25 protein-coding genes are annotated in these 22,035 nt (G+C 42.6%); 7 read left to right on the forward strand and 18 right to left on the reverse strand.

Features of this window, described 5'->3' with window-relative positions:
* The first annotated feature begins 202 nt into the window (after positions 1–202).
* The 6 genes from rnr to J4G44_RS00800 all read left to right on the forward strand — a co-directional run bounded on the left by rnr (position 203) and on the right by J4G44_RS00800 (position 7,081).
* The gene (rnr, locus tag J4G44_RS00775) at positions 203–2,626 is read left to right on the forward strand and encodes a ribonuclease R (RefSeq protein ID WP_207973753.1); all 2,424 of its coding nucleotides are present in this window, start codon (positions 203–205) and stop codon (positions 2,624–2,626) included.
* Positions 2,627–2,705: 79 nt separating this feature from the next.
* Positions 2,706–3,290 carry a hypothetical protein gene (locus J4G44_RS00780; RefSeq protein ID WP_111885424.1) on the forward strand — a complete coding sequence of 195 codons (585 nt, stop codon included), beginning with the start codon at positions 2,706–2,708 and terminating at the stop codon, positions 3,288–3,290.
* 74 nt (positions 3,291–3,364) lie between these two features.
* Positions 3,365–5,404, forward strand: a complete 2,040-nt coding sequence (locus tag J4G44_RS00785; RefSeq protein ID WP_207973754.1) for a M3 family metallopeptidase — start codon at positions 3,365–3,367, stop codon at positions 5,402–5,404.
* Positions 5,405–5,444: 40 nt separating this feature from the next.
* Positions 5,445–5,654 (forward strand): YheV family putative zinc ribbon protein, encoded by a 210-nt coding sequence (locus tag J4G44_RS00790; protein ID WP_171324836.1) that lies wholly within the window; start codon positions 5,445–5,447, stop codon positions 5,652–5,654.
* A 21-nt stretch (positions 5,655–5,675) separates the two neighbouring features.
* Positions 5,676–6,086: a hypothetical protein gene (locus tag J4G44_RS00795; protein ID WP_004974772.1), complete on the forward strand. Its 411-nt coding sequence runs from the start codon at positions 5,676–5,678 to the stop codon at positions 6,084–6,086.
* A gap of 101 nt (positions 6,087–6,187) precedes the next feature.
* Positions 6,188–7,081, forward strand: coding sequence for a DMT family transporter (locus J4G44_RS00800; protein WP_004974770.1), 894 nt, complete (start codon positions 6,188–6,190; stop codon positions 7,079–7,081).
* A 105-nt stretch (positions 7,082–7,186) separates the two neighbouring features.
* Here the strand turns inward: J4G44_RS00800 and J4G44_RS00805 are convergent, their stop codons facing one another.
* From J4G44_RS00805 to J4G44_RS00825, 5 genes are all read right to left on the reverse strand, one after another.
* Positions 7,187–9,394, reverse strand: a complete 2,208-nt coding sequence (locus J4G44_RS00805) for a TRAP transporter large permease subunit (protein ID WP_207973755.1) — start codon at positions 9,392–9,394, stop codon at positions 7,187–7,189.
* Positions 9,395–9,614: 220 nt separating this feature from the next.
* Positions 9,615–10,196: a rhombosortase gene (rrtA, locus tag J4G44_RS00810; protein ID WP_167846334.1), complete on the reverse strand. Its 582-nt coding sequence runs from the start codon at positions 10,194–10,196 to the stop codon at positions 9,615–9,617.
* Positions 10,197–10,299: 103 nt separating this feature from the next.
* A complete protein-coding gene (locus J4G44_RS00815) occupies positions 10,300–11,346 on the reverse strand; it encodes a hypothetical protein (RefSeq protein ID WP_004974758.1) in 1,047 nt (348 codons plus the stop codon).
* Positions 11,347–11,792: 446 nt separating this feature from the next.
* Positions 11,793–12,215, reverse strand: a complete 423-nt coding sequence (locus J4G44_RS00820) for a protein YgfX (protein WP_096901367.1) — start codon at positions 12,213–12,215, stop codon at positions 11,793–11,795.
* Positions 12,208–12,465 (reverse strand): FAD assembly factor SdhE, encoded by a 258-nt coding sequence (locus tag J4G44_RS00825; protein ID WP_004974752.1) that lies wholly within the window; start codon positions 12,463–12,465, stop codon positions 12,208–12,210. The genes J4G44_RS00820 and J4G44_RS00825 overlap by 8 nt, the downstream gene beginning before the upstream one ends.
* Before the next feature lie 185 nt (positions 12,466–12,650).
* On the opposite strand from J4G44_RS00825, the gene J4G44_RS00830 reads away from it, so the two are divergent.
* Complete coding sequence (locus J4G44_RS00830; protein WP_207973756.1) at positions 12,651–13,823, forward strand: acyl-CoA dehydrogenase family protein; 1,173 nt, start codon at positions 12,651–12,653, stop codon at positions 13,821–13,823.
* Positions 13,824–13,898: 75 nt separating this feature from the next.
* On the opposite strand, the gene J4G44_RS00835 is transcribed toward J4G44_RS00830, so the two are convergent.
* The 13 genes from J4G44_RS00835 to rplF form a co-directional block, all read right to left on the reverse strand.
* Positions 13,899–15,389: a flavin-containing monooxygenase gene (locus J4G44_RS00835; RefSeq protein ID WP_207973757.1), complete on the reverse strand. Its 1,491-nt coding sequence runs from the start codon at positions 15,387–15,389 to the stop codon at positions 13,899–13,901.
* A gap of 199 nt (positions 15,390–15,588) precedes the next feature.
* Positions 15,589–15,954 carry a 50S ribosomal protein L17 gene (gene rplQ, locus J4G44_RS00840; RefSeq protein WP_004974746.1) on the reverse strand — a complete coding sequence of 122 codons (366 nt, stop codon included), beginning with the start codon at positions 15,952–15,954 and terminating at the stop codon, positions 15,589–15,591.
* An 18-nt stretch (positions 15,955–15,972) separates the two neighbouring features.
* Entirely contained in the window at positions 15,973–16,980 is a 1,008-nt protein-coding gene (locus J4G44_RS00845) for a DNA-directed RNA polymerase subunit alpha (protein ID WP_004974745.1), read from the reverse strand.
* Between the two features lie 17 nt (positions 16,981–16,997).
* On the reverse strand, positions 16,998–17,624 hold the full coding sequence (gene rpsD / locus J4G44_RS00850) for a 30S ribosomal protein S4 (RefSeq protein ID WP_004974744.1): 627 nt from the start codon (positions 17,622–17,624) through the stop codon (positions 16,998–17,000).
* A 12-nt stretch (positions 17,625–17,636) separates the two neighbouring features.
* On the reverse strand, positions 17,637–18,023 hold the full coding sequence (gene rpsK / locus J4G44_RS00855; protein WP_001040166.1) for a 30S ribosomal protein S11: 387 nt from the start codon (positions 18,021–18,023) through the stop codon (positions 17,637–17,639).
* Positions 18,024–18,042: 19 nt separating this feature from the next.
* Positions 18,043–18,399 carry a 30S ribosomal protein S13 gene (gene rpsM, locus J4G44_RS00860; protein ID WP_004974734.1) on the reverse strand — a complete coding sequence of 119 codons (357 nt, stop codon included), beginning with the start codon at positions 18,397–18,399 and terminating at the stop codon, positions 18,043–18,045.
* A gap of 107 nt (positions 18,400–18,506) precedes the next feature.
* Positions 18,507–18,623 carry a 50S ribosomal protein L36 gene (gene rpmJ, locus J4G44_RS00865; protein WP_000867907.1) on the reverse strand — a complete coding sequence of 39 codons (117 nt, stop codon included), beginning with the start codon at positions 18,621–18,623 and terminating at the stop codon, positions 18,507–18,509.
* Positions 18,624–18,643: 20 nt separating this feature from the next.
* A complete protein-coding gene (gene secY, locus J4G44_RS00870; protein ID WP_171062591.1) occupies positions 18,644–19,963 on the reverse strand; it encodes a preprotein translocase subunit SecY in 1,320 nt (439 codons plus the stop codon).
* Positions 19,964–20,008: 45 nt separating this feature from the next.
* Positions 20,009–20,449, reverse strand: a complete 441-nt coding sequence (gene rplO / locus J4G44_RS00875) for a 50S ribosomal protein L15 (protein WP_004974728.1) — start codon at positions 20,447–20,449, stop codon at positions 20,009–20,011.
* A 3-nt stretch (positions 20,450–20,452) separates the two neighbouring features.
* Positions 20,453–20,629, reverse strand: coding sequence for a 50S ribosomal protein L30 (gene rpmD / locus J4G44_RS00880; protein ID WP_004786899.1), 177 nt, complete (start codon positions 20,627–20,629; stop codon positions 20,453–20,455).
* Positions 20,630–20,635: 6 nt separating this feature from the next.
* A complete protein-coding gene (gene rpsE, locus J4G44_RS00885; protein ID WP_004974725.1) occupies positions 20,636–21,133 on the reverse strand; it encodes a 30S ribosomal protein S5 in 498 nt (165 codons plus the stop codon).
* Between the two features lie 2 nt (positions 21,134–21,135).
* Positions 21,136–21,486 (reverse strand): 50S ribosomal protein L18, encoded by a 351-nt coding sequence (gene rplR, locus J4G44_RS00890; RefSeq protein ID WP_004281497.1) that lies wholly within the window; start codon positions 21,484–21,486, stop codon positions 21,136–21,138.
* Positions 21,487–21,500: 14 nt separating this feature from the next.
* Positions 21,501–22,034, reverse strand: a complete 534-nt coding sequence (rplF, locus tag J4G44_RS00895; RefSeq protein ID WP_004974722.1) for a 50S ribosomal protein L6 — start codon at positions 22,032–22,034, stop codon at positions 21,501–21,503.
* Position 22,035: the final 1 nt, after the last annotated feature.

Here is a 22,035-nt window from a genome sequence, read left to right on the forward strand (position 1 = left end):
GCATATTTTTGCTCAATTAAATATTTTTTAAACAATTTTCAGGATTCATCACCAGAATTACGCCTGAACTTTTGGCAATCGCTGCACAAGAACTAGAAACATCGTAAAATAACGACAGAAAACACATTATTGCAATCATTTACGTGCAGTCTTTCCGTACATGACTTATGCTAAACCTATCTTCTGACATGAAGTTTATTCCATGATGAAAAATTGGGTCGATCCTGAAGCGAAAGCTGAAGCCGAACGCTACGAAAATCCTATTCCAAGCCGTACCTTAATCTTAGAAACCATTGAAACCTTGCAAGCGGCACAGTCACATGCAGACTTGGTAGAGCATTTTGCGATTGCCGATCAAAAAAGTATTGATGCCCTGAGCCATCGTTTAATTGCCATGGTACGTGATGGTCAGCTCATGAAAGATGGATTCAAGTTCCAGCTGGCTGCAGAACAACCGACTCATGACGCCACGGTTTACATCAACAGTAAAGGTTTAGGCACAGCCAATATTGCAGGCCATGATGATATTTTGCTGCCTGAACGTGAACTGCGTTTAGTGTTTAATGGCGATCAGGTTAAAGTCCGCCAGACTTCAGTGGATCGTAAAGGCAAAGCATGGGGCTTTATTACTGAAGTCACCCAGCGTCGCGTCAAACAAATCATTGGTAAATTGTCAGAATACGATGGTGAATATTTTATTCAGCCTGCCCAGCCGAATAGCCATCAACCCATTACCTTAGAAAAAGAACTGATTGAACATGCCCAAGTCAAACTGGGCGACTCTGTACGCATTGCAATTGACGACTATCCAACTCGTGAAGAGTTTGCGACTGGTCATATTGTTCAGTCCATGGCAGATAAAGCAGATACCGAAATTATTATTCCACAAACCATTTTGGAATTTGGTCTACCGTATGAATTTCCTGAAGCCGTGATTCAGGAAGCTGAAAGTTTTCAGGAGCCTACGGCGCAAGACCGTGAAGGGCGTATCGACTTACGTGATTTAGCCTTAGTTACCATTGATGGTGAAGATGCGCGTGACTTTGACGATGCTGTCTATGCCGAAAAACGCCCAGGCGGGGGTTACCGTGTCGTGGTTGCCATTGCCGATGTCAGCCATTACGTCCGCACAGGCAAACCGTTGGATGATGAAGCTCAGGAACGTGGGACTTCAGTCTATTTCCCGCATTTTGTATTGCCGATGTTGCCTGAAGCTTTATCGAATGGCTTATGTTCGCTGAATCCGCAGGTTGACCGTTTGTGTATGGTCTGCGATTTAAAACTGTCACGCGCAGGTCGGGTCACAGGTTTTGAATTTTATCCATCGGTCATGCATTCCAAAGCACGTTTAACCTATACTCAAGTGGCACAATATTTTGAGGGTGATAGTGCGGCAATTCCAGAAGATCGGGAGGTGTGCAAATCATTAAATACTCTGTTCCAACTGTATCAAGTGCTGAAAGGTTTACGTGCTGAACGTCATGCCATGGAGTTTGAAACCGTTGAAACCTACATGACCTTTGATGAGTTAGGTGGAATTAAAGAAATTTTGCCGCGCAGCCGTAACGATGCGCATAAACTGATTGAAGAATGTATGTTACTCGCCAACGTCGCAGCAGCAGAATATGCACTCAAACATGATGTGCCGATGCTGTACCGTGTGCATGAACCGCCAGAGTTTTCACGTATTCAAAAAGTCCGTGATTTTGTCAAATTACTTGGGCTACATTTTCCAGAACAACCCACTCAGGCCGACTATCAAGCGGTGATTGAAGCCACTAAAGATCGTATTGATGCGCCAAGTATTCACGCGGTGTTATTACGTTCCATGATGCAGGCCTATTATGGTGCCAACAATGCAGGACACTTTGGTTTAGCTTATGATGCCTACACGCATTTCACTTCACCAATTCGCCGCTACCCTGACCTATTGTTACACCGTGCCATTAAAGCGCATTTAAAACAAAAGCCATCACCACTTTCAGGTGCAGCTTTAGATGATGCAGGCGAACATTATTCTGCAACTGAACGTCGTGCCGATGAAGCCTCGCGCTCTGTCACCACATGGCTAAAATGCCACTATATGCAGCAGCATTTGGGCGAAGAATTTGTAGGCGTAATTTCTGCAGTAGCCGAATTCGGTCTGTTTGTCACTCTCAAAGACCTTTATGTCGATGGCATGATTCATGTCAGCCAATTGGGCGATGACTTCTTTGTATTTGACCAAGCCAGCCAAAGCCTAATTGGACAAGCACGTGGTCAAAGCTTTAGCTTGGGTGATGAAGTCAAAATTAAAGTCGCGGCTGTCAATTTAGAAGACCGCAAAATTGATTTTGAACTCATGCAACAACTCACCCATGCAGGTCGCGCTATTCGTATGCGCGCACCGCGCGTGGCAAAACCGTTCAGCCGTGAAGCCACCGAAGAAGTTTTTTCTGAGCGTCCAAGCAAGGCGACTTTAAGTGAAAACGGTGAGCAACCTGTGCCGAAGAAAAAACCAAAAAACAAACCGAGTTCTTACGGTAAAAAAACCTCAGCGAAGTCGGAAGCTAAACCGAAAGACAAAGCCAAAAAAAAGACCAAGGTGAAAAAGAAAAAATCCAATGCCAAAGCAAAGGGTGAGTAAATTTTACTAAATAAAAAAGAGTGCTACGGCGCTCTTTTTCATTTAATATATCTCTATAAAAATAAACCACTTAAAAATCATGACATCACAGAAAATTACTAAATACTATTACCATGAATATGTAATATGCTTAGTCTTTGTACTTAGTATTTCAGCACTGATTGCTCTCTTTTTTATAGACTTCACCCCAACAAATCAAGTCAAAATCACAGCCTTCATTGTTGCAACGTTGATTTATTTGGCTGTTTTGATCTACTTTTATGTTCTGCATAGATACGGACAATGGATCATTCCACGTACATGGACAAATGTACAAAAAAAGCCAAAATTCTATTTTTTACTCCTCTTCCCTATTTTTGTAATTCTGTTTCTTTACTTAAATCTAGTTGTCTATCCTCCTCTGCTTCATACCCTAGTTTTGGGTACACCTACTGTGGTGACATTGGAAGCAAGCGCTGTTAAAAAACATGGTAAAAAAGGAAGTGTCTACTATTCTATTGAAACACCGTATGACTCTACTGGTATGTTTCGAATCAATGTAGATGAATATGAACACTACAAAAATCAAAATCTATTCATAAAATTATCGGTCATTGAGGGGCGCTTTGGCACCTACATCCAAGATATTCAATCTATCCACGGTGAAACAAGAGCGAATAAATAGCACCCAAGGCTTGATTTATCCTTCTAGAAGCCTTACTTCTACAAATAACACAGGAAATAAATCGGCAGACCGACATGACATTAGAAAAGGCAACTTTGCCTGTTCCACAATTTGATCAAATTACCCTGGCAGATTTAAAACAAAAAATTGAGCATGCCATTCAGCAGGGACAAAACTTTTTAAATAATCTGACTGCAGTACCTGAAAATACGACGGCGCAATTAAATGTTTTAGAACAGATTGATCAGCTCGAAAATAACATGAGCGAAGCATGGGGCGTGCTGTCACATTTAAATGCGGTCATGAATAATCCTGAAACCCGCGAAGTGTATCAAGCGCTGTTACCAAGTTTAAGCGACTACTACACTCAATTGGGTCAGCACACGGTGTTATACCAAACTTATCAACATATTCACGATGCCAACACCTTTAAAGATTTGCCTGCTGCACAACAAAGCGCAATTCAACTGGCATTGCGCGACTTTAAACTGTCAGGTGTGGCCTTAGAAGGTGAAGCTAAAAAACGCTATGCTGAAATTTCAGCGCGTTTATCGCAACTGTCATCAGACTTTTCCAATCATGTGTTGGATGCCACCCAAGCCTATTACAAAGTATTGTCCGAAGATCAGCTCAAAGGTTTACCGCCAAGCAGCGTTGAATTGCTGAAACAATATGGTCAGCAACGCGAATTGGAACAAGCTGTGGCAACACTGGATATTCCTGCCTATTTAGCCATTATGACCTATGCCGATGATCGCGCTTTGCGCGAAACCTTGTATCAGGCATACACTACTCGCGCGTCCGATCAATCAGCCCAGTCTGAATTTGACAACACCCCGATCATGGAAGAAATCTTGCGTTTACGTCAAGAAATGGCGCAATTGCTCGGTTTTAACAACTATGCAGAATTATCCCTTGCCAGCAAAATGGCACCAAGTGTCGAAGCAGTCGATCAATTCCTGCGTGAACTGGCAGAACATGCTCGTGCACCTGCAGAACAAGAAATTGCCGAACTCAAAGCCATTGCCGCCCAAGATGGGATTGATACCTTACAACCGTGGGATACAGGCTACTATTCTGAAAAATTAAAATTACAGCAATTTAACCTTTCACAAGAAATGTTAAAACCATATTTCCCTGCACCGAAAGTGGTTGAAGGTCTATTTAGCATCGTCAAGCGTTTATACGATGTCGATATTATTGAGCGCGCTGCCCCTGTTTGGCATCCTGATGCACGTTATTTTGAACTTGAAGATCAAGGTCAAGTGATTGGTGGTTTTTACTTTGATCTATATGCCCGTACAGGCAAACGCGGCGGCGCATGGATGAGTGGTTTCCGTTCACGCATGCAATTGGCACAAGGTTTACAAAAACCAATTTGCTATATGGTGTGTAACTTTACCCCACCTGTTGCAGACCAACCCGCGCTTTTAACGCATGATGAAGTCATCACCCTATTCCATGAATTTGGACATGGCTTACATCACATGCTAACTGAAGTAGATAATATTGCTGTGGCAGGTACACATGGTGTCGCTTGGGATGCGGTGGAATTACCAAGCCAATTCATGGAATTTTGGACTTGGGATCAAGATAGTTTAGATATGCTGAGTGCGCATATTGAAACCCAAGACACCCTGCCAGAACACCTGCTTAAAGCACTGTTAGATGCACGTTTCTTCCAGTCGGGAATGCAGAGCCTGCGCCAAATTGAATTTGCCCTGTTCGATTTAAGTATTCATCGCAGCAACCCTGCTTTAAATGCGGAACAGATTCAAGCCATGCTAGATGATATTCGTCAAAACTATGCCGTTGCGCCAACTACAGCTTACAACCGCTTCCAGCACAGCTTCAGCCATATTTTCGCAGGCGGCTATGCTGCAGGATATTATTCATACAAATGGGCAGAGGTTTTGGCCAGCGATGCCTTTGATCGCTTTGAAAATGAAGGGCTATTTAACACCGAAACTGGCAAGCAGTTTAGACAGTTTATTCTAGCAGTTGGCGGAAAAGATTCAGCGCTTGACGCATTTATCAATTTCCGCGGACGCGAGCCAAAAATAGACGCACTATTACGTCATCAAGGTTGGACGAACATAGTCAAAAACGCTTAAACTAAGAACTTTAGATGAAGTTAGGGGAGTCGTGATGACCATTAAACGTCGTTTCATTGCAGGCGCAAAATGTCCGAAATGTCAGGCGATGGATCGGGTTGTCATGCTCACCGCTGACGAAGCTGAATGGATCGAATGTATCGAGTGTGATTATACGGAAAACCGTCCAACACATATTGATGAACCTGAAATCCCAGAGGTTTCAGATGAAATTGGGGTGATCCAGTTTAAGCCGCGTCAGTCAAAGTAAAACAATAAGGTTCAACAACGCATGACTGAAGATCAACGACATAACCCTAAGCTTTTATGGGCGATTACGGGTGGGTTAATTATTGTCATTATTGCCGTATTTATCTTTCAATGGATGGGCGATAGCGACAATACTGCGCCTATAGAAACTGCCCCAACTACGGCGTCTGTAGCGAAAGCTGTACCTGCTGAAGCAACGCCATTGCAAGAAGATGAAGCAGCACCAAAACAGTTGGTCACAGAAGATTTACTCAAAGCACCTATATCTGAGAATGCAGCGCTTGCCAAAGAAGAAGTGGCTAAATTAGATGACATTCAAAATCAGCTGAATGATCAACGTGCCTTATTAAAACAGCAACATAACGATGCTGATGAATTGATTAAACTGAAAGAAGAACAAATCAAAATACTGGAAGCCCAACTGGCACAGTAAGCCTCCTCTGCTTCACATCAGTCATTTTAAAATACGATAAAGGGTCAGTGTTGTAGCCAATTTAAGCTAGAATAGCCAGAGGTTATTCTGGCTTTATTTGTATGACATCTTCTGGTTCTGCCCAACAAAATTTGCTCAAAGCAATTATGCTGTTGACCTGCTCTGCCTTTCTGTTTTCACTCATGGGAGTGTGCGTTCGTTACGCATCAGAAACGGTAGATAATGCCACAGTGGTATTTTTCCGTAATTTCATTGGTTTGTTTATTTTTATCCCGCTCATTTTCAATAAAGGCTTGGGCTTTTTTAAAACTGAAAAGTTATGGATGCACACTTGGCGTTCGGTGGTCGGCTTAACCGCCATGTATGGTTTTTTCTACGCGATTGCCAATCTAAAACTGTCCAATGCGATGGTCTTTACCTATTCATCGCCTATTTTTATTCCCTTAATTGCATGGCTATTCCTTAAAGAAAAAATCACCAAACCAATGCTATGGGCTGCGTTCATTGGTTTATTTGGCGTGTTATTTGTCGCCAAACCCGATGCAGGTATGTTTAATAGCATGTCCGCAATTGGACTCAGTGCCAGTTTTTTAGCAGCGATGGCTTTTGTCACGGTACGCGCCCTGACTCAAACCGAACCGCCTGAACGCATTGTGTTTTATTTTTGCATGATTGGGACACTCATTTCTGTTGTACCGATGTTCTGGTCATGGCGTCCTTACAACTTAAAAGAATTGAGTTTTTTAATTGGTGCAGGATTGCTGGCCAATATCAGTCAGATCTTTATGTCCAATGCCTACCGTCTTGCCCCTGCTGGGCAAATTGGCCCTGTCAATTACATTGCGATTATTTTTGCAGGGATTTGGGGCTTTAGCTTTTGGCATGAAACGCCAGACTTATTTAGTTTAATTGGCTTTGCCCTAATTTTGCTTGCCATTATTTTGTGCAGTCCACTGTTACAAAAACACCTGAATCACCACTCCCCGCATTCATAATGCTGCTTTGTATTCCCTGCATATCAACCTATTAAAAAAACACCCCGTAGTGAACCACAGGGTGTTTTTAAATAATAAGATGACAGTGATTAAGTATCCATGTGCTTATTCATACCAGCCGAATAGCTTGAACGCATACGGTGCATAGGCAATAATCAACATCGCAGGAAGCATCACAATCATAGGCAAAATCCAACGCTCATAACGATAATAGAACGATTTATGACGAACTTCTGCATCGGCTGCAGCGACTTCTTCATCTCCAATCGACTGCCTTGCCAATAAGTGATTCAGCGCTACAGGTGGCGTCACATAGCCTAATTCAAAACCAATTAGGGTAATCATCCAGAAATGCGCAGGATGTATCCCATATTGATAAGCTACAGGCGCAACCGTTGCAGAAATTAGAATCACCGCACCGAATGGATCCATAATCATGCCCACAAAAATCATCAAGGCAACAATCAGGCTAATCACAATAAAGATGCTGCTAATGTCGGTTGGGAACGCTTCCATAATTTCAATGCGTTCTAAATAGCCGCCCACACTGACTGAAAGCGCCATCAAAATTACCAATGCACCAATATGTCCCACCGTTTCACTGGTCGATAAATGCAGAGCTTTGAAGAAACCATACTGACGCAATGGTGAATCAGGTGCGGTCAATAATGAACGCTCAGATGAAGCTGCTGTCTGTTGTGCTACAGGCTTGTGATCTAAAGTCTGATCCCACTGCCCCATCGCTGGAATAGGCGCAGGTTCATGGCGCAATTTATCAAACAACACCATCATCAATAAAATAACCGGCATCATTACAGGTGCAGTAAATTCATTCATATTGGTGTCTAAAGCATATTTATAGAACAACCAAATCAACACAAAAATGAGGATATATGGTAGTACAGGGCCAAAAGCACGTAGGGACAATGGCGCAGCTATTCTTGGTGCAGCAATGCGGAATTTATTTTCAGCAAAGAACAATGAAATCACTAAAAACAGGGTTGAAGTCAAAAGAAACACATACAAACCATAGTGATATAGCATGTCCGTTGTGACTTCTTTATTCAGCGATGCCACCACAACAATCAATAGGCAAGGGCGAAGCACCACCCCCATTGAACCCGACATGGCAGTTGCCGCTAATGCAAACTGACGTCGTCCACCCGCATTCCAAACTTCTTTATAAATGATCGCACCTGCAGCAATGACAAAAATCCCCGATGCACCGGTATAAGCCGTTGGTAATGCAGCAGCAATCAGAATCAGCCAGGTTAAAGTTTCAGGTGCCAAATTCCACGGACGCAGAATATTCAGGAACAAATCCACAATTCGGGTTTGTTTGAGCAACATCCCCGCCCAAATAAACAAAGCCAAGTTCAAGAAAATACTAGAGAATTCGACCAGTTGCCCTAGGTAAATCCCTTGCCCCATTGGATAATCCATCAGGAAGGTAAAAGAGAAACCCGTACTAATTGCCATATAGGCATACAAAGGTACGCTCAGGAAAGCAAGACCTAAACTACCGCCTTCACGGGTCGGTGCAGGTGGCTTAATAAGCTGGAATAAACTAATTAAAGTCAGAGTTGCAAACAGAATCATCCACATCCAGTAAATGATTTGCGTTTCACCACTCATCGGTACGCCTGAATTGAGTACTGAACGATATTGACTGATACTTGACGAGGTTAAGAAACCATTCGCCACCACCATTAAGGTCGAATACACCTTGAAGTCAATTTTGGTCGCAGGGCCACGTAAACCAATGTGATGGGTCTTTAAAGTGGCACTAATTGCAGCAAAGACCACCATCAATACCAATAAAATGGCACGGTTTTCAGTACCAAATTTAAAAATACCAAAAAAAGAGGTTTCAATGGTTCGATACATTTTCAAGCTTGGATGGGCTTGAATATGCTGAATCGCCTGATCATGAAATTGAAATTTTTCTTCACAAATTTGTTTGGCTGCTAAAATGGAAGCGCGGACATCTGATTCAGAGGCAGTACCAAAAATATCGGCAAACTCATCAGCAGCATTGGCTTGCATTTGGGCATGTACTTGTGCATCGATATCGGGGTTGCGTTCACAGTCAGGTGCAGTGGGTTCGGCACGTAAAAATGAATATTGCATACCTGTTGCAGGGTCACCATATAGGCGTTCACCCATACGCAACAACTGACCATGTACCATTTCACCTATACCAATAATGAGGGTCAGTAACAACAAGATCAAAATAACGAATGTAGAAATCCATTCTGTCCATATATGTCTGAGCAAAGCCAAGCCAGACCTACGTTGTCCGTTATTGTGCATATATTTTCCTGTTTTTATTCTGCGCAGAAACCGAGACTCTCGAATTTCTGTCTATCCTTATTCAACGGAATGTCCATCTTCCATTGAGCATTTTTGTATTCAGTTTAAATGTGCATGAGCGTCGTTATTTTTAAAATGACAATATAGATTTTCTTTTAAGTAAAAATGGTCAATTGTGAGATTTTTTGTGAGCCCTTTTTGCCATCATTTTGATGTAATTTTAGTGCGGATCAATGCAATAGGCCCAAATAATATAAGCCAATGCAAAAATTACACCCCAAATCACCCCCAATAAATGTGCCTCAACTAACACAGGACTTCCGATTAATTCTGCTGTACCCAAACTGCCCACGGTATTTTCCCAAATCAGTTTAGATAAAATAAGCAGCAACACCAATGCGGCAAAACCACGTTCTTTTTTATAAAGCAAATGCACACATGCCACCGCCACATAAGCACCATGCAACACCCCAGAAAGTCCTGCATAGGCATCAATATCGGCAAGGAAGTAATAGAAACTCAGACTAATCGCTGGCGGTAGTAGCAGCAAAAGCGCCACAAAGTGCCATACTTTGGCATGCGGAAAAATAAAAGGTAAACAGGCAAACGCGATCATATTGAGTAAATAATGAATCCAGCCCACATGCACCCAATGCCCTGTCCATAAGCGCCAAAATTCATCCAATAAATGTGTAGACCAATAAATAAAATGCTCTGCAAAAATCTGCAAACATGCCGAAACCGACATACATGCCGCAATAAACACAATTTTTCGACTGAGAAATTGAGATGAATATTGCATAGGCGCTTGCATCCTCCAAATTATTCTTGTTATGTGCTTCGGCAAACGGATTGCCCAATCCTAAAATTTCTTGTCTATATTGAATTGGGCAATCTTGATATTTTTACAATTGAGCTGCCGTATCCTCATTAAATAAATCATCTAATTCAGATGAATCATCTTGTTCATCCCAGAAACGTTGCTGATCACCAGTACGCACACCTGTATGTTCAGTCCAGTAACGGTCTGAAATTCCTTGTACCATGCTTCCTGCCATGGCATCAATCAATTTAAATTGTGGATTTACAGGTTTTTCGTCACTGCGTGCATTAGAAAAGGCTTTGAGTGCATCGCGGATTTTGGCATCTTCACCACTGGCTTGGGCAGCAACCGCATATAAAGCGTGTGATAAACGCACCCCTTTATTTTCACCAATTTGCATCGACTGCTTTAAGGTTTGATACGGATCAGGTTTGCCATCTCCCGCACCTGGAAGCAAAGTCCAAATTACGGCACGTGTAGCCTCTGGTGCGCCCCAGAATTTTTCATTGTTTAAACAGGTCATACCACGTTCAACAATCGCGGCAATATCTTTAGGCACATGCACTGCCCCGCCTGAATTAATATCATTGGTCATGGCTTGCAAGCCACTCAACATCCCCAACATATACACAGTTTGATCAATATCACTGTTCATTTTTGGACAACCTTCGCCCAAAGGTTTCCGATATTTCTTTTCCCAACGATGCTGAAACAATTGATAGCCTGTGTATTGGCGCTGTGCCGCCAAAGCCGCCCAACGTTTTTGCTGAATCCGCGCATCTTGCGCTTCGCCCACTTGCCCTGCTTTTGCTGCACGTAAATAACGCAATTCAGCATCCAAAGCTTTTTCTTCGGCACAAATACCCGCAGCCGAATACATTAGTACCGCAACACGGGTTGGGTCTGCGCCCATATCTTTAGTCGCCATAATGGCAGGGGTTAAGGAATTACCAGAATTACACACCATTTCAGCATCTTCCATCGCTAAAATTGGCGGCACAATATGTTTTTCAGTAAATCCAAGTGCGACATTGGCACCTGTTTTGATCACTTGTGAACAACCTGATAATAATAAACTTGTGATTGCAAATACGGCCACACCCTGGCCTATTTTTTGGACTTGCGACATTTTCCTGTCCTCTATAATTGTGTTTATGTCCATTGCAACAAACATAGCAGAAGCAATATCTGAATAAAAGCGTCTACTTGCTGCTTCAGATGGATAACTTTGCCATGTTTTAAAGTGACTAAAATTGACTGAAATCTGTCATCCGACAAAATTTAGGCAAAAAAAAAGTAGCATTGCGACGGTTCAGCACATGCTACTTATTAACTGATGCCCAATTCGGGCTTATCTTAAAAAATCTTTCGACTAAATTTAAATCTGCACATTTCAGGAATCTGATTTGTATTGATCTACACTTGTCTGGAATGAATATAACTGAAAATAGGGATATGTGTAATCTTTTATGCCAATATAAAATGACTGATCAGGACACGAAAAATAGATGATAATTTTATCTTTATGATACTTATAGTTTTTTATTATTATAAAAATATACAGCTGTCTGTAAATTAGAGCATTTTCGCCAATACTTTTAGAGCCTTCCATTCCGCCTTGGAAACCTGATCACACCAAATCACCAGAGGTTTAAAGGCTTGCTGAAATTCCATGACGATATAAATTTGATGATCTATCACTTGACGCAGTTGCACACGCTGAATTTCAATTTGGCGAGCTGTGCTTTTAATCTGTTGTGATACTACACGAGGCGCGAGATAGGAAATTGACCATTCACGGTCATCTAATTGATCTAAACCAACAATTCGGTTTGCACGAACAAATTTAAAATATGTCCAGCCCATAATGACAATACATACAACGCTAAGCCATGGCTTTAACACTTGTAGTAAAAGCCAAACGATGAGTAGAGCGATCATCAGCTGAAACACTATTGCGATGACACTAGGTTTCAGCTGAAACTGCTGCTTAGCCATGCACATAATGCTTTAGTTTACGGATAAAATCTTTCAACTCAGGACGTGGTGGCTCAGACACTTCCATAAACCAATCCAATAAATCTGGGTCTTCCTGCTCAACCAAATCGGCAAACATTTGTTTTTCTTCCGCACTGGCAGTCAAATAATGATTTTTCACATACGGGTCAAAATAGACATCAATTTCCTTTAAACCACGACGGGCACGGTAAATCACTTTGCGTTCTTCTAAGCTGATGTCATCACTCATGCGGTTTCCCCATTAAAATTAAACTCAGGCTAGTTTAACCGACCCCTTTTAAAGTTTCGATGACTTTTATGCAGCATTGACCAAAAGCATCATCTTTCATTTGCAATTGAAACTTTTGCACCTTGTTGCCCCCTATAAATTCTTCTAAGGTGAATTCAAAATAACAACATCAGGAAGATAAAACCATGCAATCTGCCGCAATTCGCCCCATTGCCAATATGTTACCGCGCACCTTATTCAATGCTGAACACGACAGTTTTCGTGATTTGGTACGAAAATTCTATTTGCAGGAAGTCATCCCCCATACTGAAAAATTTGAAGCGCAGCAGCATGTAGACCGTGAGCTATGGCGTAAAGCAGGTACTTTGGGTTTGCTGTGTAGCACCATGCCTGAAGAATATGCAGGTTCAGGGGTAGACCGCTTATACAGCATGATTTTGATTGAAGAACAAGCCTATGCAGGTGACAGTGCTACCGGTTTTTCACTGCATTCAGATATTGTCGCCAATTACATTAATAACTTTGGCACAACTGAACAAAAACAACACTGGTTACCCCGCATGGCCACAGGCGAAGTGATAACCGCGATTGCCATGACCGAACCCGGTACAGGTTCAGACTTACAAGCTGTGCGTACCTCTGCGGTATTGGATGGCGATGAATACGTGATTAATGGTTCTAAAATTTTTATTACCAACGGCTATTTGTGCGACATGGCGATTGTGGTATGTAAAACAGCGAACACAGACAAAGGTTCAGCCAATCTGTCTTTAATATTGGTAGAAGCAGACCGTGCGGGATTTAGCAAAGGCAAACCACTGAATAAAATTGGTATGAAAGGTCAGGACACTTGCGAATTATTTTTTGATAATGTCCGCGTGCCTCGCAGCAATTTATTGGGTACAGAAGGCATGGGCTTTATCATGCTGATGAAAGAACTGGCTTGGGAACGCTTAATTGTCGCGATTATTTGCCAAGCAGGTGCAGAAGCTGCTTTTGCACATACACTGCAATATACTCAGCAACGTCAAGCCTTTGGCAAAAGTATTCATAGCTTTCAAAATACGCGCTTTAAACTGGCAGAATTACGCACCGAAATTGATTTCTGTCGTGCTTTTTTAGATCAATGTATGCAGTTACAACTTCAAGATCAGCTCAGTGTTGAAGCTGCAGCGGCCGCCAAATATAAAATTTCAGAGATGTACTCCAAAGTGGTGGATGAATGTCTACAACTGCATGGTGGTTATGGCTATATGCTTGAGTATCCAATTGCACGTGCTTACTTAGACAATCGGGCCAATCGTATTTATGCAGGCACCAATGAAATTATGAAAGAGCTGATTTCACGTTCTTTATAAAATTTCCACCTCAACATAAAAATGGCGCAAGAGATTTTAAATCCCTTGCACCATATTATTTTTGCACCCAACGATTTAAGACACTAATTTAGGTTTACGCTGCTGTGCAGGCACAGCCTGTTTGAACTTTAAAATACCATCTTCAAAGCTTGCTTGTTTTAAAGTTTTGCGATCTTCTAAGTAATTGTTAGTGACTCGCCATGGCGCATGTTTGCCTTGCTTTGGCATCACATCAGCAGCACGTGCGATATAGCCCGAACTCAAACTGCCCATCACCGTATCTTCTAACAACTCTGTTTGGTCACCTTGAGGAATCACCTCGTCATAACCTTGTCGATCCATATAATTGAGCAAACGACAAATATAATCCGCAGCCACATCCACTTTAAGTGTCCAAGACGCATTAATATAGCCAATAATCATCGCCATATTCGGCACATCGCTGACCATCACACCTTGATACAGCATGTGTTTGGAGGTATCCAAAGGCTCACCATCAATTGTGGCTTGAATACCGCCTAGAATTTGAATATTCAAACCTGTCGCAGACACAATAATATCGGCATCCAAATGTTTACCTGATTTTAATTGCACACCTGTTTCAGTAAAACTAGCAATTTGATCAGTTTCAATCGAGGCATGTCCTTCGCGTAAAATCTTAAATAAATCACCATCAGGCACAACACATAAACGCTGATCCCACGGATTATAATGTGGTGTGAAATGCTTCATATCCACCTTGCCTTTGAGCTGCATTTGGATAGATTTCAGCAACAAAGTCCGCAGTAATTTCGGCTGTTTTTGTGCTAAAGCATAAATTGCGCGTTGCATGCCAATATTACGTGCGCGCGTGATTTTGTAAGCAACATCTTCAGGCAAAACTTTACGCATTTGCTGATAAACAAAATCCATTGCAGGCACTGAAGCAATATATGTCGGTGAGCGTTGCAGCATGGTGACATGCGCTGCACCACCTTTCGACATGGCAGGGACTAAGGTAATGGCGGTTGCACCACTACCAATAATTAACACCTTTTTACCACGATAATCTAAATTTTCAGGCCAATGCTGTGGGTGGATAAATGTACCTTTAAATGCCTGCTGATTGGGGAAATCTGGCTGAAAACCTTGATCGTAGTTGTAATAGCCTGTACAGCCTAAAACGAAATTAGCCACCCAAGTTTCAATCTGTTGTTCTGCATTTTCTATGCGTAACGTCCACTTACGTGTTTGAGAGTCATAATTGGCGGATAGCACACGATGCTGAAAATGAATTTTTGAATGTAAGGCTTTTTCTTGAATGACTTCTGCTAAATAACCTTTGATAGATGCGCCATCGGCTAGTACATTGGTTTTCTTCCAAGGCTTAAAATTATAACCAAAGGTCGACATATCCGAATCTGAACGAATGCCCGGATATTGGAATAAATCCCAAGTGCCACCAAAACTTTGACGACGCTCAATAATTTCAAAAGAACGCTGTGGGCAGTTTTGACTTAAATGTGCTGCTACACCAATGCCCGAAATCCCTGCCCCAATAATTAATATATCAACCTGCTTATCCATGTTTTATTGTCCAGCTTGAATGATGTTTTTTATTAAAGCATAAATTTGACAATACACAATGTCAAGTTTGGCAAAAGTTACTAAAATTTATATCAATTCGGGACAATTTGATCATTTTTGAGATCAACTTATTTTTTTCATAAAAAAAGACCGGTAGAACCGGTCTTTTTCTGAACAACGTGCGTTATTCTTGGCGAAATTATTTAACTTCGCGATCTACAAGCTCAACGTAAGCCATCGGTGCAGCATCACCCGCACGGAAGCCCGCTTTAAGAACACGTAGATAACCGCCGTTACGCTCTTTGTAACGAGGGCCAAGAACGGTAAATAATTTACCAACAGTTGCTGCTGAACGAGTACGAGCAAACGCTAAACGACGGTTTGCTACTGTATCGTTTTTAGCTAAAGTGATTAAAGGCTCAGCAACACGACGTAATTCTTTTGCTTTAGGAACAGTTGTTTTGATTAACTCGTGTTCGAACAAAGAATTAGCCAAGTTTTGGAACATCGCTTTGCGATGGCTGCTTGTACGGCCTAATTTCACACCACTATTACGATGACGCATGGTGATAGTCCTACTTAATTAACGGCTACGATAGGCGAAACGATCGTCCATACGGAGACTAGCCGGTGGCCAGTTCTCTAAACGCATGCCGAGCTGTAAGCCTTTAGAAGCCAGAACATCTTTGATCTCTGTAAGCGATTTTTTACCCAAGTTAGGCGTTTTAAGTAGCTCAACTTCAGTACGCTGTACAAGATCACCAATGTAGTAAATATTTTCTGCTTTCAAACAGTTAGCAGAACGAACAGTAAGCTCTAGATCATCTACTGGACGAAGCAAGATTGGGTCAACTTCTTCACGAGGCTCTTGAGCAACAGGAGCTTGATCTTTCTGAAGATCAACAAAAATTGCAATTTGTTGTTGCAAGATTGTTGCCGCTTTGCGGATTGCTTCTTCTGGATCAACTGTACCATTGGTTTCAAGATCAATGATCAACTTGTCAAGGTCAGTACGTTGTTCTACACGCGCATTTTCTACGATGTAAGACACACGTTTGATTGGGCTATAAGAAGCATCTAACTGCAAACGACCTACAGGGCGAGTTTCGCCTTCTGGGAAACGTGAATCAGATGTTTCATAACCACGACCTTGAGCAACTTTCAGGCGCATTTTTAAATTGCCTGTAGCACTTAAAGTGCCAATCAAGTGTTCAGGGTTAACCACTTCAACATTATGCGGTAAACGAAGGTCTGCAGCAGTTACATCGCCTGGACCTTGTTTTTCCAATGTCAAATAAGCTTCATTTTGATCGAACAGCTTAATAGACAATCCTTTCAGGTTCAGCAAGAGCTCGACGATGTCCTGCTGCAAGCCTTCCAAAGTACTGTACTCGTGCTCGACACCTTCAATTTCAACTTCTACCACAGCTGCGCCAGGTAAAGAAGAAAGAAGGATGCGACGTAAAGCATTACCAAGAGTGTGACCAAAGCCACGCTCTAATGGTTCTAGAATAACTTTTGCCGAGGTCCCGCTTGCCGCTTCGACCTTGATCGCTTGCGGAGTAAGAAACTCATTTGCAGTACGCGTCATTATTGCTACCTCAAGGATTATTTAGAATACAATTCTACAATCAAGCTTTCGTTGATTTCAGCAGGTAAATCAGAACGATCTGGTGCAGCTTTAAACGTACCTTCAAATTTAGAATGGTCAACTTCCATCCATGAAGGGATACCACGTTGAGCAGCCAATTCAATTGCGTTTTTAATACGTAATTGTTGTTTTGCACCTTCGTGAACTGCAATTACATCACCAGCTTTAACTTGAATAGACGCAATGTTAACACGACGACCATTTAAAGTAATGCTACGGTGAGATACAAGCTGACGAGCTTCTGCACGTGTAGAACCAAAACCCATGCGATAAACAACGTTATCAAGACGGCTTTCGAGCAATTTCAACAAGTTTTCACCTGTTGCGCCTTTCACACGAGCAGCTTCTTTATAGTAGTTACTAAATTGACGCTCTAAAACACCGTACATACGACGTACTTTTTGTTTTTCACGTAATTGTAGTGAGTACTCAGATTGCTTACCACCACGAGCCCCGCCATGTTGGCCAGGAGCTTTAGCGTGTTTTTTAGTTTTGACGTCAAATGGTTTAACGCCGGATTTTAGTTGCAGGTCTGTCCCTTCGCGGCGAGAGAGTTTGCATTTTGGACCAATATAACGAGCCATGAATGTTTCTCCTTACACGCGACGTTTTTTAGGTGGACGGCAACCGTTGTGAGGGATTGGAGTCACATCGGTAATGCTGTTAATTTTATAACCCACTGCACCTAATGCACGAACCGCAGACTCACGACCTGGACCAGGACCTTTAACAAGGACGTCCAAGTTTTTCAAACCGTAATCTAAAGCAGCTTTACCAGCAACTTCAGCAGCTACCTGAGCAGCGAACGGAGTTGATTTACGTGATCCACGGAAGCCTTGTCCACCTGAGGTAGCCCAAGCCAGTGCATTACCTTGACGATCGGTAATGGTCACAATGGTGTTATTAAAAGAAGCGTGAATGTGTGCAACACCTTCAGAGACGGTACGAGTGACCTTCTTGCGTGTGCGAGTATCTTTAGCCATCTTTTAGCTTCCAGAAATCTTATTTCTTAATCGGTTTGCGCGGACCTTTACGGGTACGTGCGTTAGTTTTGGTGCGTTGACCACGGACAGGCAAGCTGCGACGATGACGAAGACCGCGGTAGCAGCCTAAATCCATTAAACGTTTAATGTTCATGGAAATTTCGCGACGTAAGTCACCTTCGGTCGGAACCTTAGCAACTTCTGCACGAATCGCATCAAGCTGAGCGTCATCTAATTCACGGATCTTTGTTGTTGGTGCGATACCAGCAGCAGCTAAGATAGTCTTAGCAGTGTGGCGACCAATACCAAAGATATAAGTGAGAGAGATAACAGCGTGCTTGTTATCCGGAATGTTTACACCGGCAATACGAGCCATTCAATTTTCTCCAAAAAGGCAGTTAAGATAATCAACCGCCCCACAAAAATCTTGAGGGGCGGATAATAACCTAATTAGCCTACTGAAATCAACAGGTCTTAATCAAATTAACCTTGACGCTGCTTATGACGAGGTTCTGCGCTGCAAATTACGCGAATAACCCCATTACGACGGATAACTTTGCAGCTACCACAAATTTTCTTTACAGAAGCTTGTACTTTCATGATGAAACCTCTAAGTGCGCTTATCCCTTAGGATGAGCAGTCGTTTTTCTCATTAACGTTTGATTATCGTACTGGTGCGAGGTGAGATGTGCTTGAAGCTGAGCCATAAAGTCCATCACAACCACTACAACGATTAATAATGATGTACCACCTAAGCTAAATGGAATTCCAAATGAGCTTTGTAGAATCATCGGCATTAAGCAGACTACAGTGATGTAAATCGCGCCAATAAAGGTCAAACGACTGAGAATATGATCTAAGTAACGAGCAGTTTGCTCACCTGGGCGAATACCAGGCACATAAGCTCCGCTGCGTTTCAAGTTTTCCGAAACTTCTTTAGGGCTGAAAACCAGCGCAGTGTAGAAGTAACAGAAAAAGATAATTAACGCACCAAAGAGCACCAAATACAACGGTTGTCCAGGCGACAATACCAATGCCAAGTCTTGTAGACTACGCTTGATTAATCCAGCACTAGGATCCGCACTGCCGACCCATTGACCTAAGCTCGCTGGGAACAAAAGCAATGAACTGGCAAAAATTGCTGGAATCACACCTGCCATATTAATTTTTAATGGCAAATGCGTTTGCTGAGCAGTAAATACACGACGACCTTGTTGTTTTTGAGCATAGTTTACTGGAATACGACGCTGCGCCTTCTCAATAAACACAATTGCTGCAAGTACACCCAAAGACAATAAACCAAAAATTGCCAAACCAATCAGGCTTGACTGGCCACTATCAATAGATGTGAAGGATTGCATAATTAAATTAGGCAAGCCTGCAACAATACCTGCGAAAATGATCATGGAAATACCATTGCCCACTCCGCGTTCGGTAATTTGTTCACCCAACCACATTAAGAACATTGTGCCTGCAACCAAAGAGGTCACAGCTGGAACGTAAAAAGCCAGACCTGACGTTAAGGTAATACCTTGACCAATCAGACCTGCACACATCCCAATCGCTTGCACAAGTGCAAGAAACAATGTGCCTTGGCGCGTATATTGATTAATTTTGCGTTTGCCTTGCTCGCCTTCTTTTTTCAAAGCTTCAAGCGAAGGAACCACGGTAGACATCAACTGTACGATAATCGAAGCAGAAATGTATGGCATGATCCCTAAAGCAAGAATCGACATCCGCTCTAATGCACCACCCGAAAACATGTTAAACAAACCAAGGATTGTACCTTGGTTTGCATTAAACAATTGTTCAAGTGCGGCATTATTAATGCCTGGTACTGGAATATGCGCTCCTAGTCGAAATACCAACAACGCACCAATGAGAAACATCATTCGGCGTATAATTTCACGGTATTTCACGTGAAATGGTTGGCCTTTCATCATGTGAACATGACCTGAAGAACTAGGAGACATAGACACTGGGGATTACTCCTCGACTTTACCGCCAGCCGCTTCAACAGCAGCTTTAGCGCCTTTAGTCACAGCAACACCTTGAATAGTGAATGCGCGAGTAATTTCACCAGAAAGTACGATACGAGCACGAGCCATATCTTTACGTACAACGTTCGCTGCTTTTAAAGTTTCAAGGCTAACGATGTCGCCTTCCACTTTAGCAAGCTCAGATAAACGTACTTCAGCAGTTTTCAAAGCGATTTGGCTAGTGAAACCGAATTTAGGTAAACGACGATATAACGCAGTTTGACCACCTTCGAATCCAGGACGTGTACCACCGCTCTTACGTGAGTTTTGACCTTTGATACCACGACCACCAGTCTTACCAACGCCAGAACCGATACCACGGCCTAGACGACGGGCTTCACGCTTAGCACCTTCTGCAGGTGCAAGTTCATTTAAACGCAGAGTCATGGCTTATTCCTCTACACTAACCATATAGTAGACTTGGTTGATCATACCACGGTTAGAAGGCGTATCTTGCACTTCTACAGTATGACCAATACGACGCAGACCTAAACCTTTAAGGCTAAGCTTGTGATTTTTCAAGCGGTGCGATGCAGATTTAGTCTGGGTAACTTTAATCGTTTTCATGATTGATTACCCTTGAATTTGTTCTACTGAAAGACCACGTTTCGCAGCAACCTTTTCAGGAGTTGTCATGTCACGCAAACCGTTAAAAGTTGCGTTCACTACGTTTGCAGCGTTAGTAGAACCACGGCATTTAGTCAATACGTTACGTACACCTGCAGCTTCTAAAACTGCACGCATAGAACCACCCGCAATTACACCAGTACCTTCAGATGCTGGTTGCATGTAAACACGGCTTGCACCATGACGCGCATGAATCGGGTGTTGTAAAGTACCATCTGCCAATTCGATAGTGATCATGTTACGACGTGCAGCTTCAAGTGCTTTAGAAATAGCAGCTGGAACTTCACGTGCTTTACCACGACCAAAACCTACGCGACCATTACCATCACCTACAACAGTTAATGCTGTGAAAGAGAAGATACGACCACCTTTAACAACTTTGGCTACGCGATCAACGGCAACCAGCTTTTCAACAAGACCTTCGTTTTGTTCAACTTTAGCCATGATTAGAACTCCAAGCCGTTTTCACGAGCAGCATCAGCCAAGGCTTTGATACGACCATGATATTTAAAACCAGAACGGTCAAACGCAACTTTAGTTACGCCAGCTGCTTTCGCGCGTTCTGCAATTAAAGCACCTACTTTTTGAGCTGCTTCAACGTTACCAGTTGTACCAGCACGTAAAGTAGCATCTAAAGTTGAAGCTTGCGCTAAAACTTTGCCACCATCTGCTGAAATAACTTGAGCATAGATGTGACGCGGCGTGCGGTTTACACACAAACGAGTCGCACCCAATGCACGGATGTGCAAGCGTGTGCTTTTCGCACGACGCAAACGGGATTGTTTCTTTTCGTTCATAAGAACCTCGCGCCTTATTTCTTCTTAGCTTCTTTACGAAGAACAACTTCATCCGAATAACGAACACCTTTACCTTTATATGGCTCTGGTGGACGGTATCCACGGATATCCGCAGCAACTTGACCTAAAGCTGCTTTATCAGCAGATTTAAGGATAATTTCAGTTGCAGTTGGAGTTTCTGCAGTCACACCTTCAGGAAGGGTGTAATCGATTGGGTGTGAAAAACCAAGGTTAAGGTTAACAACGTTACCTTTTACCGCAGCTTTATAACCAACACCAATCAATTGCAACTTACGTTCGAAGCCTTCGCTCACACCTTTTACAAGGTTGTTAAGCACAGCGCGAGCAGTACCAGCTTGCATCCAAGCGTCTTTCGACTCAGCTTTAGGAGCAATAGCTAAAATACCGTCTTCCTGTTTTAGCTCGACCAGCGCATGCAGGTTGAAAGACAATGTACCTTTGCTGCCTTTCACTTCGACCTGCCGGCCGTTCTGAGTAACTGTAACACCGTTAGGTACAGTTACTGGGGCTTTAGCCACACGAGACATG

The sequence above is a fragment of the Acinetobacter towneri genome (assembly GCF_017498585.1).
In the GTDB taxonomy this organism is placed as follows: domain Bacteria; phylum Pseudomonadota; class Gammaproteobacteria; order Pseudomonadales; family Moraxellaceae; genus Acinetobacter; species Acinetobacter towneri.